Origin of the sequence: Paractinoplanes ferrugineus (assembly GCF_016862195.1) — a bacterium.
GTDB lineage: Bacteria > Actinomycetota > Actinomycetes > Mycobacteriales > Micromonosporaceae > Actinoplanes > Actinoplanes ferrugineus.
In genome coordinates, this window is record NZ_BOMM01000038.1 from 178,005 (window position 1) to 195,443 (window position 17,439).

General features: G+C 70.8%; 17 protein-coding genes and 1 riboswitch. Of the genes, 15 read left to right on the forward strand and 2 right to left on the reverse strand.

Translation table 11 applies throughout. The features are described from left to right. The first annotated feature begins 41 nt into the window (after positions 1-41). The 7 genes from Afe05nite_RS20960 to metK all read left to right on the forward strand — a co-directional run bounded on the left by Afe05nite_RS20960 (position 42) and on the right by metK (position 6,200). Positions 42-1,328, forward strand: coding sequence for an adenosylmethionine--8-amino-7-oxononanoate transaminase (locus tag Afe05nite_RS20960; protein WP_275407495.1), 1,287 nt, complete (start codon positions 42-44; stop codon positions 1,326-1,328). Positions 1,329-1,352: 24 nt separating this feature from the next. Next, positions 1,353-2,183 (forward strand): orotidine-5'-phosphate decarboxylase, encoded by an 831-nt coding sequence (gene pyrF / locus Afe05nite_RS20965; RefSeq protein WP_203818842.1) that lies wholly within the window; start codon positions 1,353-1,355, stop codon positions 2,181-2,183. A gap of 185 nt (positions 2,184-2,368) precedes the next feature. Continuing rightward, positions 2,369-2,686 (forward strand): integration host factor, actinobacterial type, encoded by a 318-nt coding sequence (mihF, locus tag Afe05nite_RS20970; protein WP_203797403.1) that lies wholly within the window; start codon positions 2,369-2,371, stop codon positions 2,684-2,686. Positions 2,687-2,719: 33 nt separating this feature from the next. Next, positions 2,720-3,319, forward strand: coding sequence for a guanylate kinase (gene gmk / locus Afe05nite_RS20975; RefSeq protein WP_203818843.1), 600 nt, complete (start codon positions 2,720-2,722; stop codon positions 3,317-3,319). Positions 3,320-3,332: 13 nt separating this feature from the next. Continuing rightward, positions 3,333-3,596, forward strand: coding sequence for a DNA-directed RNA polymerase subunit omega (gene rpoZ, locus Afe05nite_RS20980; RefSeq protein ID WP_020517552.1), 264 nt, complete (start codon positions 3,333-3,335; stop codon positions 3,594-3,596). A 120-nt stretch (positions 3,597-3,716) separates the two neighbouring features. Next, positions 3,717-4,934: a bifunctional phosphopantothenoylcysteine decarboxylase/phosphopantothenate--cysteine ligase CoaBC gene (coaBC, locus tag Afe05nite_RS20985; RefSeq protein WP_203818844.1), complete on the forward strand. Its 1,218-nt coding sequence runs from the start codon at positions 3,717-3,719 to the stop codon at positions 4,932-4,934. A gap of 75 nt (positions 4,935-5,009) precedes the next feature. Continuing rightward, entirely contained in the window at positions 5,010-6,200 is a 1,191-nt protein-coding gene (gene metK, locus Afe05nite_RS20990) for a methionine adenosyltransferase (protein WP_203818845.1), read from the forward strand. Between the two features lie 42 nt (positions 6,201-6,242). On the opposite strand, the gene Afe05nite_RS20995 is transcribed toward metK, so the two are convergent. Beyond that, entirely contained in the window at positions 6,243-7,019 is a 777-nt protein-coding gene (locus Afe05nite_RS20995) for a class I SAM-dependent methyltransferase (protein WP_203818846.1), read from the reverse strand. Positions 7,020-7,071: 52 nt separating this feature from the next. Between Afe05nite_RS20995 and Afe05nite_RS21000 the strand changes: the two genes are divergently transcribed. The 6 genes from Afe05nite_RS21000 to Afe05nite_RS21025 all read left to right on the forward strand — a co-directional run bounded on the left by Afe05nite_RS21000 (position 7,072) and on the right by Afe05nite_RS21025 (position 14,449). Further along, positions 7,072-7,665 carry a TetR/AcrR family transcriptional regulator gene (locus Afe05nite_RS21000; protein WP_203818847.1) on the forward strand — a complete coding sequence of 198 codons (594 nt, stop codon included), beginning with the start codon at positions 7,072-7,074 and terminating at the stop codon, positions 7,663-7,665. 43 nt (positions 7,666-7,708) lie between these two features. Further along, a complete protein-coding gene (locus Afe05nite_RS21005; protein WP_203818848.1) occupies positions 7,709-10,141 on the forward strand; it encodes a primosomal protein N' in 2,433 nt (810 codons plus the stop codon). A gap of 83 nt (positions 10,142-10,224) precedes the next feature. Beyond that, positions 10,225-11,433, forward strand: a complete 1,209-nt coding sequence (locus tag Afe05nite_RS21010) for a cytochrome P450 (RefSeq protein ID WP_203818849.1) — start codon at positions 10,225-10,227, stop codon at positions 11,431-11,433. Between the two features lie 61 nt (positions 11,434-11,494). Next, positions 11,495-12,052: a peptide deformylase gene (def, locus tag Afe05nite_RS21015; RefSeq protein WP_203818850.1), complete on the forward strand. Its 558-nt coding sequence runs from the start codon at positions 11,495-11,497 to the stop codon at positions 12,050-12,052. Between the two features lie 4 nt (positions 12,053-12,056). Then, positions 12,057-12,983 (forward strand): methionyl-tRNA formyltransferase, encoded by a 927-nt coding sequence (gene fmt / locus Afe05nite_RS21020; RefSeq protein ID WP_203818851.1) that lies wholly within the window; start codon positions 12,057-12,059, stop codon positions 12,981-12,983. Next, positions 12,980-14,449, forward strand: a complete 1,470-nt coding sequence (locus Afe05nite_RS21025) for an RsmB/NOP family class I SAM-dependent RNA methyltransferase (protein WP_203818852.1) — start codon at positions 12,980-12,982, stop codon at positions 14,447-14,449. The genes fmt and Afe05nite_RS21025 overlap by 4 nt, the downstream gene beginning before the upstream one ends. Here Afe05nite_RS21025 and Afe05nite_RS21030 read toward each other — a convergent pair. Next, a complete protein-coding gene (locus Afe05nite_RS21030; protein ID WP_203818853.1) occupies positions 14,446-15,306 on the reverse strand; it encodes a septum formation family protein in 861 nt (286 codons plus the stop codon). The genes Afe05nite_RS21025 and Afe05nite_RS21030 overlap by 4 nt on opposite strands. A 73-nt stretch (positions 15,307-15,379) precedes the next feature. Here Afe05nite_RS21030 and rpe point away from each other — a divergent pair, with 73 nt between their 5' ends. Next, positions 15,380-16,060, forward strand: coding sequence for a ribulose-phosphate 3-epimerase (gene rpe, locus Afe05nite_RS21035; RefSeq protein WP_203818854.1), 681 nt, complete (start codon positions 15,380-15,382; stop codon positions 16,058-16,060). 27 nt (positions 16,061-16,087) lie between these two features. After that, entirely contained in the window at positions 16,088-17,098 is a 1,011-nt protein-coding gene (locus Afe05nite_RS21040) for a GGDEF domain-containing response regulator (RefSeq protein WP_203818855.1), read from the forward strand. A gap of 86 nt (positions 17,099-17,184) precedes the next feature. Then, a riboswitch (FMN riboswitch) is annotated at positions 17,185-17,359 on the forward strand. Positions 17,360-17,439: the final 80 nt, after the last annotated feature.

The following is a 17,439-nucleotide window of genomic DNA, read 5'->3' on the forward strand; positions in this document are numbered from 1 at the left end:
GCCCGCCGGGACGGAAACGTACGCGGATCGCTCTCGACCTGGTGGGGGTAGGTGTGAAGAAGGGCGTACCGGAGCTTCTCGCTCTTGACCGGGCGCACGTCTGGCATCCCTACGGGCCGATGCCCGGCCGGAGTGACCCCTATCTGGTGGAGAGCGCTCGCGGAGTGCGGCTCCGGCTCTTCGACGGGCGGGAAATCGTCGACGGGATGTCGTCTTGGTGGGCGGCCATCCACGGCTATCGGCACCCGGTGCTCGACGCGGCGCTGGCCGAGCAGGCCGGCCGGATGAGTCACGTCATGTTCGGCGGGCTCACCCACCAACCGGCGATCGACCTCGCCAGCACGCTTGTCGAGCTCGCGCCCGACGGACTCGAGCACGTCTTCCTCTGTGATTCCGGCTCGATCAGCGTCGAGGTCGCGATCAAGATGGCGTTGCAGGCCCAGCTCGCGCGCGGCCACCCGGCCCGGCGGCGGTTGCTCACCTGGCGCGGGGGCTACCACGGCGACACGTTTCATCCGATGACCGTGTGCGACCCCGACGGCGGCATGCACTCGCTCTGGACCGGCGTGCTGCCGGTCCAGGTGTTCGCGCAGGCGCCGCCGGCCGAGTTCGACCCCGGTTACGCGGCGGAGCTGGAAGCGCTTGTCGAGCGGCACGCCGGCGAGGTCGCGGCGGTCATCGTCGAGCCGGTCGTGCAGGGTGCCGGGGGGATGCGGTTCCACCATCCGGAGTACCTCCGCGTGCTCCGGCGGGCCACCGAGGCGAACGGAATCTTCCTGATCCTCGACGAGATCGCCACCGGCTTCGGCCGGACCGGGGAGTTCTTCGCCGCCGAGCACGCCGGGATCAGCCCCGACATCATGTGCGTCGGCAAAGCACTTACGGGTGGCTATCTCACCCTTGCGGCGGCCCTCTGCACCGGCGAGGTGGCGGCGGCGATCTCGGCCGGGGCCGGCGGCGGGCTGGCGCACGGGCCCACGTTCATGGGTAACCCGCTCGCCTGCGCGGTCGCCAACGCCTCGCTGGGGCTGCTGGCCGACGGGACCTGGCGAGCACGCGTACGGGCGATCGAAAACGGTCTGCGCGGTGGCCTGGAGCCGCTGCGCGACATCCCCGGGGTGGCCGACGTGCGGGTCCTGGGCGCGATCGGGGTGGTGCAGCTCGACCATCCCGTGGAGATGGCCGCGGCGACCGCGGCCGCCGTCGCCGAAGGGGTCTGGCTGAGGCCGTTCCGGGATCTGATCTACACGATGCCGCCGTACGTGGCGGACGACGAGGACGTGAGCCGCATCGTGGCGGGAATCGCCGCCGCGGTGGCGGCCGGCTGACACGCAAGAGGGAAGGCAACCGCGATGGAGACTTTCGGAAAACGGCTCTCGGACATCATCGAGAAGCGTGGACCGCTGTGCGTCGGCATCGATCCGCACGCCGCGTTGCTGAGCCGTTGGGGGTTCAGTGATGACGTCGCCGGCCTGGAACGCTTCGCCCGTACGGTGGTCGACGCACTGGCCGATCGGGTGGCTGTGGTGAAGCCGCAGTCCGCGTTTTTTGAGAGATTTGGGTCACGTGGCATCGGCGTTCTTGAGTCAACTATCCGACAGTTACGCGAGGCCGGAGCGCTTGTCCTGCTGGACGTGAAGCGCGGCGACATCGGTTCGACGATGGCCGCGTACGCCTCCGCCTATCTTGATCCGGCAAGTTCCCTGAGTGCCGACGCGATTACTGTGAGTCCCTATCTCGGAGTCGGCTCGTTGCAGCCGGCATTCGATCTGGCGGCCGCGAACGGCGCCGGCGTTTTCGTTCTCGCGCTGACGTCCAACCCGGAGGGAGCGAGCGTCCAGCATGCCGTCGGAGCCGATGGACGGACTGTCGCGCAGACCGTGATCGATGAGATTTCCCAGCTCAACAAGGGTGCGGTGCCACTCGGGAGCATCGGCCTGGTGGTCGGGGCGACGATCGGGCGGACCGGTCACGAACTGTCCGAAGTGAACGGTCCGTTACTTGCGCCGGGCCTCGGGGCACAGGGTGCCACCCCCTCCGACCTGCGTGCGGTCTTCGGCGAAAGCCTGCGGAACGTGCTGCCGTCGTACTCACGGGAAGTTCTCAACGCGGGACCTTCCGTGTCGGCATTGCGGGCCGCGGCAGAGCGCGCGGTGGATGAATGCCGGGCCGCTCTCGGGTGAAACGAGCCTGCTTACCAGGCCCGTGAACAACGTGGGCGGGGGTACCCCCACGTTGCCGAAACCGTCGTTGACCGCTAGTTTTCCCGGCGCCGGGAACCACATGCCCCTTTGGTTCCCTGGCACACCACGTTTCACAGAAGCGCCGGTATTGGACTACCGCCGCGATAGGGACCTGAGGAGAACTGGTGCCGCTCCCGTCACTGAGCCCCGAGCAGCGCGCTGCCGCGCTGGAGAAGGCCGCGGAAGTTCGCAAGGCTCGGGCTGAGCTGAAGGAACAGCTCAAGTCCGGCAAGACCACTCTCGCCGCGGTGCTTGACCGCGCAGAGGGCGACGAGGTCGTCGGCAAGCTGAAGGTCTCGGCCGTGCTTCAGGCGCTGCCGGGCATCGGCAAGATCCGTGCGACGCAGATCATGGAGAAGCTCAAGATCGCCGACAGCCGCCGCCTGCGCGGTCTCGGTGACCAGCAGCGCAAGGCCCTCCTGGGGGAGTTCGCTGCGAACTGACTCACCGGCTCGTGTTGAATGAGCCTTGTGAGCATGGATGACGACGCGCGCCCGGCGGCCCGACTCACCGTCCTCTCCGGCCCCTCCGGGGTCGGGAAGGACAGCGTGATCGAGTTGATCCGGGCGCGCTCGCCTTGGATCAAGTTGTCCGTGTCGGTGACGACACGGAAGATGCGCGACTACGAGACCGATGGCGAGCACTACCACTTCGCGACCCGCCAGGAATTCCAGCGCCTGATCGACGGCGGTCAGCTCCTGGAATGGGCGGAGTTCGCCGGCAACCTCTACGGGACGCCGCGAGCGCAAGTCGAGGGCTGGCTGAGCCAGGGCCGGCCGGTTCTGCTGAAGATCGATCTGCAGGGTGCCCGCCAGGTGCGCGCCACCATGCCGCACGCGCAGCTGGTCTTCCTCGCTCCACCGAGCGTCGAGGAACTCAAGCGCCGACTGATCGGCCGGGGCACGGAGGACGAGGAGACGATCCGCCGCCGGCTGGCCCACGCCGACGAGGAGCTGTCCCACGAGAAGGAGTTCGACCGGACCGTGGTCAACGACTTCGTCGAGCGGGCGGCCGATGAACTGGTAGGATTGCTCGGTTCGTCGTTTCTGACACCCGCGCAAGCGCCAGAACACTAAGGATCTCTTAACAGTGGGAACCGTAGCCAACCCCGAAGGCATCACCAACCCGCCGATCGACGAGCTGCTCGACAAGACCTCGTCGAAGTACTCGCTGGTGATCTTCGCGGCCAAGCGCGCCCGCCAGGTCAACGCCTACTACAGCCAGCTCGGTGAGGGCCTGCTGGAATACGTGGGCCCCCTGGTCGAGACCACCCCGCAGGAGAAGCCGCTCTCCATCGCCATGCGTGAGATCAACGCCGGCCTGCTCACCGCCGAGGCGACCGACAACCCGTAAGCATCTGGTCGCCGACCGGCCCGGGTTGTCCGCAGCACCGGGTTATCCACAGCTCTCGGTTATCCACAGCTCTGGCATCTGATCCCGCGTCCGGTCCTCGGACGCGGGATCATTGCTGTCATGACCGAAGTCGTCCTGGGGGTCTGCGGTGGCATTGCCGCCTACAAGGCCTGCGAGTTGCTCCGTCTGTTCACCGAGTCGGGGCACAGTGTGCGCGTGGTGCCCACCGCCTCCGCGCTGAAGTTCGTGGGGGCGCCGACCTGGGCGGCGCTGTCCGGCAAACCGGTGGCCACCGAGGTGTGGGACGACGCCCACGAGGTGCCGCACGTCCGGATCGGGCGGCGGGCCGAGCTCGTGGTGGTCGCGCCGGCCACCGCCGACATGCTGGCCAAGGCCGCGCACGGCCTGGCCGACGACCTCCTGACCAACACGCTTCTCACGGCGACATGCCCGATTGTGTACGCGCCGGCCATGCACACCGAGATGTGGGAGCACCCGGCGACACGGGCCAACGTGGCACTCCTGCGGGACCGGGGGGCGATCGTCATCGAACCCGCCGTCGGGCGGCTGACCGGGGCGGACACCGGCAAGGGGCGGCTGCCGGACCCCGCGGCGATCTTCGAGACGGCTCTGGGCGTGCTCAAGCGGGGTCGCGACCGGGACCTTGCGGGCCGCCACGTCGTCGTGACGGCCGGCGGCACCCGCGAACCCATCGATCCCGTGCGTTTTATCGGAAATCGGTCATCCGGGAAGCAGGGCTACGCGATCGCCAGGGCCGCCGTCGCACGGGGCGCTCGAGTAACGCTCGTCACGGCGAACGTCGCGCTCGCCGATCCGACCGGGGTCGAGATCGTCCGCGTCGGCACCACCGAGGAGTTGCGCGTGGCGACGGTCAAAGCCGCCGGCGATGCGGACATTGTGGTCATGGCCGCGGCTCCCGCCGATTTCCGGCCGGCCACGATGGCCCAACAGAAGATCAAGAAGACGGACCACGGCACGCCCGAACCCATCTTTCTCGTGACGAACCCCGACATTGCCGCCGAACTCGGTGCTAACAAACGCCCTGGTCAAGTGCTTGTCGCATTCGCTGCCGAGACTCACGACGCGCTCGAACACGCGCGCGTTAAGTTGGTGAAGAAGCGCGCCGACGTGATCGTCGTCAACGAGGTGGGGGTCGACCGCGTCTTCGGCTCGGACCACAATGAGGTGACGTTGCTCGGGGCCGACGGTAGTACGACGGTTCTTGACCAACTCCGCAAAGAAGATGTGGCCGATAGGATTTTCGACCACGTCATCGCGTCCTTGGAACGCCAGGTCGGTGCCGGTGGGACGGCATAGCACCCATGCGTCTCCGGTCGTTCGCGGTGACTACACTCTCGCGATACGTTGTAATTCGACAAGCTGAGGAGCACCGTGGCACGCCGCCTGTTCACCTCCGAGTCGGTCACGGAAGGCCACCCGGACAAGATCGCTGACCAGATCAGCGACGGCATTCTCGACGCCCTGCTGGCCCAGGACCCGCGCAGCCGGGTGGCGGTGGAAACCCTCATCACCACCGGCCAGGTGCACGTGGCCGGTGAGGTCACCACCCAGGCCTACGCCGACATCCCGAGCATCGTGCGCGAGACGATCCTGCGGATCGGATACGACTCGTCCAAGAAGGGCTTCGACGGCGCGTCCTGCGGCGTGAGCGTGTCCATCGGTGCCCAGTCGGCCGACATCGCGCAGGGCGTCGACAGCGCGCTCGAGCTGCGCGAGGGTGACTCCGAGCACGTCCTCGACTCGCAGGGTGCGGGCGACCAGGGCATGATGTTCGGCTTCGCCTGCTCGGAGACCCCCGAGCTGATGCCGCTGCCGATCGCCCTCGCGCACCGCCTCGCCCGGCGTCTCTCGACGGCCCGCAAGGACGGCACGATTCCCTACCTGCGTCCCGACGGCAAGACCCAGGTGACGATCGAGTACGACGGGCTCAAGCCGGTCCGCCTCGACACCGTGGTCGTCTCGTCGCAGCACGCCGCGGACATCTCGCTCGAGTCGCTGCTCACCCCCGACATCCGCGAGCACGTGATCGCGCCGGAGCTGGAGGGGCTCGACCTCGACACCGAGGGCTACCGCCTGCTGGTCAACCCGACCGGCCGCTTCGAGATCGGCGGCCCGATGGGCGATGCCGGCCTCACCGGCCGGAAGATCATCGTCGACACGTACGGCGGCTACTCGCGCCACGGCGGCGGTGCCTTCTCCGGCAAGGACCCGTCCAAGGTGGACCGCTCCGCGGCGTACGCGATGCGCTGGGTGGCCAAGAACGTGGTGGCGGCCGGCCTGGCCGAGCGGTGTGAGGCGCAGGTCGCCTACGCGATCGGCAAGGCACACCCGGTGTCGCTGTACGTGGAGACCTTCGGCACCGAGAATGTGCCCGTCGAGCGGATCGAGAAGGCCATCGGCGAGGTCTTCGACCTCCGTCCGGCCGCGATCATCCGCGACCTCAACCTGCTCCGGCCGATCTACCAGCAGACCGCGGCTTACGGCCACTTCGGCCGGGAGCTGCCGGACCTGCTGTGGGAGAACACCGACCGGGCGCAGGACCTGAAGAACGCCGCTGCCTGAGTTCCGGGGCGCCCCGGGTCTCGGGCCCGGGGCGGCCGCTCCTCAGCGCTTGATCGCCGTCGTCGCGACGGTCGTGTAGTGCATGACGAAGCTGTCGGGGATCACCGCGGCGGTTCTGGTCAGAAAGTTGTCCAGTTCGTCCTTCGGCAGGCGGCTCATCCCGCCGAAGGTGGGCAGCTGGTCGAGCCAGTCCGTTCTGGTGTAGACGAGCTGCCAGGTGGCGGTCCAGCGGTCCGTCCCGGAGAACCTCTCAGATCTGTCCAGACCGTCCTCGGCCTTGGCGAACATGAGGTCGTAGGTCTCGAGGATCGGGCGGTCGCCGGCCCAGATGTCGGGGAAGCCGGACACGTTCGCCTCCGCCATCGCCGCCCGGGCCGCGGGCTCGGGCTCCATGACGTTCCAGAGCAGGGCGATCCGGCCGGCCGGCGCGAGGATCTCGGCCGCCTTCGCCGCGCCGGCGACGGGGTCGACCCAGTGCCAGGCCTGCGCCGCCACGACCAGGTCGAAGCGGCGGCCCCGCGGGTCCCAGTCCTCGAACTTCGACACCTCGACCTCGAGACCGAGGGTGCGCGCCTGCTCGGCCATCCGCGCGTCCACGTCGAGGCCGAGGACGTCGGCCTGCTCGGCCTGGAACTGTCGGGCGGCGATGCCGGTGCCGCAGCCGACGTCGAGGGTCCGGCGGCCGGGGCTGTTCTCGACGATCCGGCGGACCAGGTCCTGCGGATAGCTGGGGCGGGCTCGGTCGTAACGGGCGGCCTCGGCACCGAACGACTCGGCCGCCGCGCGCTGCTCGTGTGGTTCAGTTCCTCTAGTGGGCATGCGCCCACCCTAAATGGGCACGCGCCCACTCGCTATCCCCTGGGGGTTGCTCGTGCCGACCGGAGTGGCGCTTCGAGACGTCCGGGAGCAGTTGTTCTCAGCCGCCGAACGGGTGCTCGTGCGCGCCGGGGCACAGGCGTTGACCAGCCGTGCCGTCACCCTCGAAGCCGGGGTGGCCAAGGGCGTACTCCATCGGCATTTCCCGGATTTCGATCAGTTCCTGACCGAGCTGATCCTGGATCGGATCACGCAGACCGAGCGGCAGGCCGCGGTGCTGCTGTCGGAGGTCGGGCACGGCACGGTCGCGGGAAACGTGACCGCCGTGCTGCGGCAGATCTTCAACTCGGTCGCGGTGGGGATCGTCAGCCTGGTCATCTTCCGCGACGACCTGCGGGCGCGGCTCTTCGCGGCCCGCGGCCGACGTGGGCTCGCCCTGCTGACCGAGGCGGGCGAGATGATCGCGGACTACCTGCGGGCCGAACGCGACCTCGGCCGGCTCGCCCCCGGCTCCGACGTCGACACCCTGGCCCCGATGCTCATCGCCTCCGGCCACCTGCTGTTCGCCGACCAGGACGGCGAGCCGCTCCCCGACCAGGCGGTCGAGAAGATGGTGGCGGCGGCGCTGACCGGGGTCATGCCCGGTTGAGCCGCTCGGTTCTTGTCACACCCCTCCGCGAGAATGTTCCCCGATGACCAGTAGGAGCGCACGCAGCGAACGGGTCCCGGCCGAGCGGTTGCCGGTGGCCCGGGTGTGCGTCGACGTGCCTCTCCCACACCTCGACCGGCCCTTCGACTACCAGGTCTCGGCCGACGACGACGAGGCCGCCCAGCCCGGCGTGCGGGTCAAGGTCCGCTTCGGCCGCCAACTCGTGACCGGCTTCCTGCTCGAGCGGGCCGAGTCCTCCGAGCACGCCGGCAAGCTGGCCTACCTCGAGAAGATCGTGTCACCGGAACGCGTCCTCGATCCCGAGGTGGCCCAGCTGGCCCGGGTGATCGCCGACCGCTACGCCGGCAACCTGTGCGACGTGCTGCGACTCGCAGTCCCGCCCCGACACGCCCGGGTGGAAGCGCAGACCGCCGCGGTCCCGACCGCCGCCGAGACCGAGCCGGCCGCGGCCGGCCCGCCCTCGCCAGCCGGTGACGACACACCGGGCGCGGCCGGCGAACCGGGATCGGGCGGCGAACCGGGATCGGGCGGCGAGTCCGCGCCTCCGGCTGCCGGCGGTGGCGATGCGAGTGCGGCTGTCGGGCCGGTGCGTGCCGGCGTCGGCGACGATGCGGCGGGAGCAGCCGGACTCGGTGATGAGATCGCGCCTGGCGGCGAGGGTGCGTCATCCGGCACGGGCGGTGTGGACCGCGAGATGAGCGTCCCGCCCGGGGAAGCGGCGTACCGGGAGGTCGCGCGTGACGGAGCGGCGCTTGGCGGAGCGGCGCTTGACGGCGCAGCGCCTGACAGAGCGGCGCGTGACGGAGCAGCGCTTGGCGGAGCGGCGCGTGGGGAAGCTGCGCGTGCGGGAGTGGGCGGGGCGGAGGCTCGGGCGGTAGGGCTCGCGCCGGGGCAAGGACGGCCGGCGGCTGGGGGATGGGATTCCTATGCGGCTGGGCCGGCCTTCCTGCGGGCGCTCGAGGACGGGCGTGGGGCTCGGGCCGTTTGGGGAGCACTGCCGGGTGAGGACTGGGCGGCCCGGATCGCTGAGGCGGCGGCGGCTACGGTCCGGGGTGGGCTGGGGGTCGTCATCGTCGTGGCTGATGCTCGTGATCTCGACCGGGTTGATCGGGCACTGGGCCGCACGCTCGGCGAGGGGCTTCACGTGGCGCTCAACGCCGCGCTCGGGCCGGCCGAACGCTATCGGCGGTTTCTGGCGGCCAGCCGGCATCAGGTTCCGGTGGTGGTCGGCACCCGGGCCGCGATGTGGGCGCCGGTGGCGAAGCTGGGGCTTGTCGTCATCTGGGACGACGGGGACGACCTGCACGCGGAACCGCGGTCGCCCTACCCGCACGCTCGGGAGGTGCTGCTCACCCGGGCCCGGCTGAACGACTGTGCGGCGCTCGTCGCCGGGCACGCCCGTACCGGGGAGGGGCAACTTCTGCTCGAGACCGGGTGGGCCAAGGAGATCTCGGCCGCCCGTGACGTGTTGCGGGAGCGGGTGCCGGCCATCGCGCCGACCGGGGACGACCCGCAGCTCGCCCGCGACCCGGGGGCGGCCACCGCGCGGCTTCCCAGCCTTGCCTGGGAGACGGCGCGGCGGGCGTTGAAGGCGGGGACGCCGGTGCTCGTCCAGGTGCCGAGGCGCGGTTATCTGCCGTCCATCGCCTGTGCCGAGTGCCGCACCCCGGCGCGCTGCCCACACTGTTCGGGGCCACTGTCGCTGGCCGGGGCCCGGGACGTGCCGACGTGCCGGTGGTGCGGGCGGGTCGCGGCTGACTATTCGTGTCCGCACTGCCAGGGGCGGCGGCTGCGGGCCTCGGTCACCGGGGCTCGGCGGACCGCGGAGGAGTTGGGGCGGGCGTTCCCGGACATCCCGGTGCGCACGTCCGGGCGCGACGAGATCTTGGACTCCATTCCGGGGGCGCCCGCCGTGATCGTGGCCACGCCGGGGGCCGAGCCGGCCGCGGAGGGCGGTTACGGTGCGGTGCTCCTGCTCGATACGTGGGCGCTGCTCACCCGGTCCGATCTGCGGGCGGCCGAGGAGACGATGCGGCGCTGGTTCACCGCCGCGGCTCTGGCCCGGCCGGCCAAGCAGGGTGGCAAGGTCGTGGTCGTGGCGGACGGGTCGCTGGCCACCGTGCAGGCGTTGATCCGCTGGGATCCGGGCTGGTTCGCCGCCCGGGAACTGGCCGAACGCCGCGAGCTCGGCTTCCCGCCGGCGGCGCGGATGGCCAGCCTCACCGGGTCGCCGGAGGCCATCGCCGAGCTGCTCGACGCCGCCCGGCTGCCCGACTCGGCCGAGTTGCTCGGGCCGGTGCCGGCCGAGGACGACCAGGAACGGATGCTCGTGCGCACCAGCCGCACCCAGGCGCCGGCGATGGCGGCCGCGCTTCACGAGGGCGCCGCGGTGCGCAGCGCCAAGAAGGCGGCGTCGCCGGTCCGCATCGAGGTCGACCCCGGCACGATCTTCTAGCGCGGCGACGGCGGGGCGGGGTGCGGCGACGGTGGGGTGAGGCTGGGGAGCGGTGTGTTGCGGCGGCGAAGGAGGATCCAAGGATGGATGCTGCTGAGGCTGCCGGGATGCTGCTCGCCCCGCCGACCGATCGGGAACCCGATGACGCCTATGCGGCGCTGCACCGGCACGGGCCGATTCTGCCGGTGTCGGAGTCGCTCTACCTGGTGTCGGGCTACGAGGCGGTCGATCGGGCGCTGCGCGACCCGGTGGTCGAGACGTTCGACGCGGCCCGGCTCCAAGCGGCCTGGCCGGGGTGGCGTGAATACCGGGCGGTCGCGCTGTTCGCCGACTCGATGTTGCGGGCCAATCCGCCGCACCACACCCGGCAACGGCGGCTCGCGGCCGGAGTGTTCACGGCCCGGCGGGTGTCGGCCCTTCGGGAGACCGTGGCGGGGCAGGTCGACGAGCTTCTCGACTGGCTGGAGTCGTACGGCGATGGGGTGGATCTGGTCGGGAACCTGGCTTATCCCCTGCCGATCTGGGTGATCACCGCGTTGCTCGGGGTTCCGGTCGAGGACCGCGGGCGCTTCCGGCGGCTGGCCGAGGCGCTCACCGGCGTGCTGGAGCTGCACTGGACCGAGGAGGATCGGGTCAAGGCGGACGCGGCGGCCGACGAACTGATCGACTACTTCGGGCATCTGGTCGAGCGGCGGCGGGCCGAGCCGGCCGATGATCTGGTCACCGCGCTGGCCGCGGCGCACGATGCGGACGGGACGCGGCTCACCGCCGACGAACTGCTTGCCAACCTGGCATTGCTGTTGGTGGCCGGGTTCGAGACGACCACCAACCTGATAAGCAACGGCGTCGTTCTGCTGCTCGACCATCCGGCGTACGCGGCGCGGTTGCGTCAAGATCAGGAGCTGGCCGCCGCGTACGTCGAAGAGGTCCTGCGCATCGCCGCGCCGGTGCAGATGACCAGCCGGACCGTCGCCCGGCCGACCGAGGTCGCCGGCCTGGCCGTCGCGCCCGGCGCGGAGCTGATTCTGCTGCTCGGCGCGGCCAACCGGGATCCGGCCCGGTTCGCCGAGCCGGACGTCTTCGACCCGCGGCGGCCGAGGAACTCGCCGCTGTCGTTCGGGGCCGGTGCGCACTACTGCCTCGGCGCGCCGCTGGCCCGGCTGGAGGCGCAGGTGGCGTTGCCCGCGCTGCTGCGGCGGTTCCCCGATCTGGCACTTGCCGAGCGGCCGGTGCGGCGGCCCCGGATGAACCTGCGGGGCTGGCGGGAGCTGCGCGTCACGCTGACGCGATGAAGCCGAGGCGACTCCGTAGGATAGGAGGCTGCCCGCCCCAGAATGTCAGGAGTACCGCCGCGTGACCGTTCAGCCCATCCGTCTCCTCGGTGATCCGGTGCTGCGGACCGCAGCCGATCCCGTCGTCGACTTCGACAAGGAGCTGCGCAACCTCGTCCGGGACCTGGTCGAGACGATGCGGAACGAGGGCGGCGCCGGCCTGGCCGCACCCCAGCTCGGGGTCGGGCTGCGGGTCTTCGCCTTCGATGTCGACGAGGTCGTCGGGCACATCGTGAACCCGACCCTGTCGTTCCCGGACGAGGAGGAGCAGGACGGGCCCGAGGGCTGCCTCTCGATCCCCGGCATCTATGTCGACACCAAGCGCCGGCAGCACGTGGTGGCCAACGGTTTCACCGAGTTCGGCGACCCGGTGCAGCTGGTCGGCACCGGTCTGATGGCGCGGTGCGTGCAGCACGAGACCGACCACCTCGACGGTGTGCTGTTCCTCGACCGGCTCGACTCGGCCGGCCGCAAGGAGGCGTGGAAGCAGATCCGCGCCGCCGAGTGGTACGAGGAGGACAAGCCGCCGGTCGTCAAGGAGAGTCCGCACAGCCGGGGCATCTTCGGGCTGGGGCGGTGACCGGATGCGCGTGATCTTCGCCGGTACGCCGGCTGTCACCCTGCCCGCGCTCGAGGCGCTGGCCAACTCGTCGCACGAGCTGGTCGCGGTCGTGACCCGGCCGGACGCGCCGGCCGGCCGGGGCCGCCGGCTGGTGCGCTCGCCCGCCGGGGCGTGGGCCGACGAGCGCGGCATCGAGGTGCTCACCCCGGCCAAGCCGCGCGAGCCCGAGTTCCAGGAGCGGCTGCGCGAGCTCGCCCCGGATTGCGCCCCGGTCGTCGCCTACGGCGCGCTGGTGCCGCCGAGCGCCCTCGAGATCCCCAAGCACGGCTGGGTCAACCTGCACTTCTCGCTCCTGCCGGCCTGGCGGGGAGCCGCCCCGGTGCAGCACGCGGTGCTGCACGGCGACGAGGTGACCGGCGCCAGCGTGTTCGAGTTGGAGGCGGGCCTCGACACCGGGCCGGTCTACGGCACGCTCACCGAGGACATCCGGCCCACCGACACGTCGGGGGACCTGCTCGACCGGCTCGCGGTGTCGGGTGCCGGGCTGCTCGTGGCGGTGCTCGACGCGATCGAGGCGGGCACGGCGGTGGCCCACCCGCAACCGGCCGACGGCGTCAGCTTCGCCCCCAAACTGACCGTCGACGACGCCGCGATCCGCTGGTCGGATCCGTCGTTCGCGGTCGACCGGCGGATCCGCGCGTGCACCCCGGCGCCGGGTGCGTGGACCACGTTCCGCGGCGAGCGCGTGAAGCTCGGACCGGTGCGGCCGGTGGCCAACGCGCCGCAGCTGGCGGCCGGTGACCTAGTGGTCGAGCGCACCCAGGTGCTCGTCGGCACCGCCACCACCCCGGTGGTGCTGGGCGAGGTGCGCGCGGCCGGCAAAAAACCCATGTCGGCAACCGATTGGGCCCGCGGCACGCGGATCCAGTCGGGGGAGAGGTTCGAGTGACAGACCACAAAGCCGATCGCCCGCGGCACACCGGCCGACGAGCCCCCGGCGGTCCGGGCTATCTCCGCGACGACCGTTCGGGCCGGGCTCCCCGTGCCGGGCGGCCGCCGTCCGACCCGGCCCGTCAGGCCGCGTACGAGGCGATCGCCGCCGTGCACCGCGACGACGCGTACGCGAACATCGTGCTTTCCGACATCCTTCGCGGCCTGGGCCTGAGCGGCCGCGACGCCGCGTTCGCGACCGAGCTGACCTATGGCACGCTGCGCGCGCTCGGCACCCTCGACCTGATCGTGGCCGACGCCGCCGGCCGCGACGTGGCCCGCATCGACCCGCCCGCGCGGGATGCCCTGCGGCTCGGCGCCTACCAGCTGCTGCATACCCGGGTGCCGGCGCACGCGGCCGTCAACCAGACGGTCGACCTGGTGCGTTCGGTGGCGCCGGGGGCGGCCGGGTTCGCCAACGCGGTGATGCGCACGATCTCCGAGACTCCGTTCGACGAGTGGCTGACCCGGTTGGCGCCGGCCTACGACGAGGATCCGGTCGGGAACCTGTCGGTGCTGCACAACCACCCGCAGTGGATCATCCGGGCGTTCGCCGAGGCGCTCGGTGGCGACCTCGACGACACCGCCCGGCTGCTGATCGAGGACAACCAGGCGCCGATCGTGCACCTGTGCGCGCGTCCCGGGCGGGCCGAGGCGGTCGAGCTGGCCGACGAGGTCGACGGGCAGCCGGGGGCGTTCTCGCCATATTCGGTCTATCTCAACGGCGGCTCGCCGCGTGAACTGTCGGCGATCCACCAGGGTCGCGCGCACGTGCAGGACGAGGGTTCCCAGCTGGTCGCGGCGGCGTTGGTGGCCGCCCCGATCGAGGGCACCGACAACCGCTGGCTCGACCTGTGCGCCGGTCCGGGCGGCAAGGCGGGTCTGCTCGGGTCGATCGCCGCGCTGCGCGGGGCCGAGGTGACCGCGGTCGAGGTGGCCGAGCACCGGGCCCGGCTGGTCGAGCACGCCACCGAGGGCATGCCGGTCACGGTGCTGCCGATGGACGGCCGTTCGGTGGGCCGCGACCCCGACCTGCCGGAGGAGTCGTTCGACCGGGTGCTTGTCGACGCGCCGTGCACCGGTCTGGGCTCGCTGCGGCGGCGCCCGGAGGCCCGCTGGCGCCGGCAGCCGTCCGACCTGCCGGCGTTGACGAAACTTCAGCGGGAGCTGTTGGTCGCGGCGCTGCGGGCGGTGCGGCCGGGGGGTCTCGTGGCGTACGTGACGTGTTCCCCGCACCTGGTGGAAACGCAGGTGACCGTCACCGAGGGGGCGCGGCGCAGCGGCGTCGAGGCGGACTTCGTGGACGCCCGTACCCTGCTGCCGCCGGGCATGCCGAAGCTGGGCCCCGGGCCGACGGTGCAGTTGTGGCCGCACCGGCACGGTACGGACGCGATGTTCCTGGCGGTGCTGCGCCGCACCGCCTAGTTCGAGTAGTGGATCTTCAGCTTGGCCGGGCCGGCGTCCTTGTAGGAGCCGGTCATCTTCTCGCCGTTGAGCCACAGGAAGCAGCGGACCGCCCGATCACCCATCTCCCAGGCGGTGTCGTCGGGCGGGAAGCCCAGCCAGCCGATCCGGCTCGGCAGGGAGTTGTCGTCGGGCAGGCCGGTGAACTTCGCGATCGCCTTGTCGCATCCGTCGGCGAGCGAGTCGCCGCTGACCTCGCTGGGCTTGGTCGCGCCGGTCTCGAACAGGCCGGCGAACTCGGCGGTGTGCCTGCTCGCGCAGGCCACCGGGTGCATCTCGGTGACCGACTCACCCTTGATGGTGGGGTTGGCGCAGGCCATCCGCAGGTTGCCGCCGGCCTTGACGGTGCCTTTCATGGTGCCGGAGCGGCGCACCAGTGCGCCGTCGATCGGTGACGTCTGGGCCACGTCGCACCGCACCCAGCGGGCGCCGCCGGCCCACGCCGCCTTGCCCGGCAGCACCGGCTGGAGCACCACCCAGCCGGTGCGCCAGTCGGCGCCGAGGAACGTGCTGGCCTGCTCGGAACAGGCGGCGAAGGCCTTGGGCAGGCTGGTGGCGAGGGTGTCGGCGGCGGCCAGCCGGCTGATCGCGATCGTCTCGACGAGGTGCGCGCCGGTGCACGGGACCGGGTCGTAGTTTTCCGCCGACCCGGTCTGCACCAGCTCGGTGTGGCAGATGTCGGCGGCCGGCTGGAACTGGGTGGCGGCCGGCATCGGCGGCCAGCCGTCGGTGAGGTCGCCGTCGACGCCGTCGGGCCGGGCGGCGCAACCGGCCGCGGCCATGACGAGGGCGCACACCGACAAGGCCCACCGTCGCATCGATCGCCTCCCTAGGACGCGCCACTCTATCCGGTTTGCGATGCGTGTTAACCCGACGCCCTAGACTTCGAGCGTGAGTGCAAAGCCGATCATCGCCCCGAGCATCCTGGCCTCCGATTTCTCCCGTCTCGGCGACGAGGTACGCGCCATCGAGGGCTCGGCCGACTGGGTGCATGTCGACGTGATGGACAACCACTTCGTGCCCAACCTGACGATCGGCCTGCCGGTGGTGCGGAGCCTGCGGGAGGTCACCAAGATCCCGTTCGACGTGCACCTGATGATCACCGACCCCGAGCAGTGGGCGCCGGGTTACGCCGAGGCGGGCGCCCACAACGTCACGTTCCACGCCGAGGCCTGCGAAAATCCGGTGGCCCTGGCCAAGACGCTGCGGGCGGCCGGCGCCAAGGCGGGGCTGGCGATCGACCGGGACACCCCCGTCGAGCCCTACCTGGAGTTGCTGCCCTACGTCGACACCGTGCTGATCATGACGATCAAGGCCGGTTTCGGGGGGCAGAAGTTCCTGCCCGAGATGCTCGACAAGGTGCGCGACGTGCGCCGCCGGATCACCGCGAAGGACCTGGCCGTGCGTCTCGAGGTCGACGGCGGCATCGCGGCCGACACGATCGCCCAGGCGGCCGAGGCCGGTGCCGACGCGTTCGTGGCCGGCACCGCCGTCTACGGGGCGGAGGATCCCGCCGAGGCGATCCGTAAGCTGCGGGCCCTGGCCGTGGCGGCTCAGGCGTCGCATCATTAAGCGGGCCACGTCGAGCGGGGAGGCTGGATGAGCACCGGCGTTGTGCGGCACAGCGCGGAGGACCTCGGGGCCGACCCGGAGGACCGGCCGGACCTGATCCTGGTGGTCGACGACGACCAGGACATCGCGGGTTTCGTCGAGTTCAACCTCAAGGTCCACGGCTACGAGGTCATCCGGGCCGGTGACGGTGAGGAAGCGCTCGAGCTGATGGAGAGCAAGCGTCCGGACCTGGCCGTGGTCGACTGGATGATGCCGCGCATGGACGGGGTCGAACTGACCCGCCGGCTGCGCGCCGAACCGCTCACCAGCGCCCTCCCGGTGATCATGCTGACCGCCAAGGGGATGACCGTCGACAAGGTCGTGGGCTTGACCAACGGCGTCGACGATTACCTGGTCAAGCCGTTCGACACGGCCGAGTTGATCGCCCGCGTGACGTCGACGCTGCGGCGCAACAAGGAGTTCCGCGAGGTCTCGCCGCTCACCGGCCTGCCCGGCAACGCCCGGGTGCGGCGGGAGATCGCCGACCGGATGAAGGCGGGCGGCGAGTATTCGGTCGGTTACATCGACATCGACCGGTTCAAAAGCGTCAACGACGTGTACGGGTTCGACCGTGGCGACGAGTTCATCACCGCGCTGGCCCGCAGCCTGCACAAGGCGTCCGCGTCGACCGGCAAGCCGTCGGTCTTCCTGGGGCACATCGGCGGTGACGACTTCGTCTTCATCTGCACGCCGGAGCAGGTACTGCCGCTGACCCAGGCCACGGTGACCGACTTCGAGCAGGCCGCCGACCGGCTCTACGACGCGAAGGACGCCCGGCGCGGCTACATCGAAGTGCCGGACCGGCGCGGCAACCGGCACAAGGCCGCCCTGGTCACCCTGTCCATCGGGGTGGCCCAGGCGACCCCGGAGGGCCGTCAGTTCGCCGATCCGCGGGTGGTCATCGCGGTCGCGTCGGAGATGAAGAAGGTGGCGAAGTCCCAGCCCGGGTCATACGTGGCGATCGACCGTCGGCGGGCCGACAGCGACAGCGAAAGTTAGCGCTCATCTCCTCCTCGGGAGATGTGAAATGCATCGCGCCCTCTTGCAATGTCGATCGCGCGTGCAAGACTCGGGGTTGACCCACCACGCGCTGGCGGGACTCGGTGAAATTCCGAACCGGCGGTGATCCGACGCGAAAGCATCGGTAAGCCCGCGACCCGGACGCCTCAACAAGGCGGACGGTGGACCTGGTGAAAATCCGGGGCCGACGGTTGATCAGGCGAAAGTCTGGTCAGACAGTCCGGATGGGAGACAGCGCGCGGGATTGGACCCTGGGCGTGCCCTGGTTCGGGTGCGCGAAGCGTACCCTTATTGTCCAATTCCTGGCGTTTTCTCCCGCT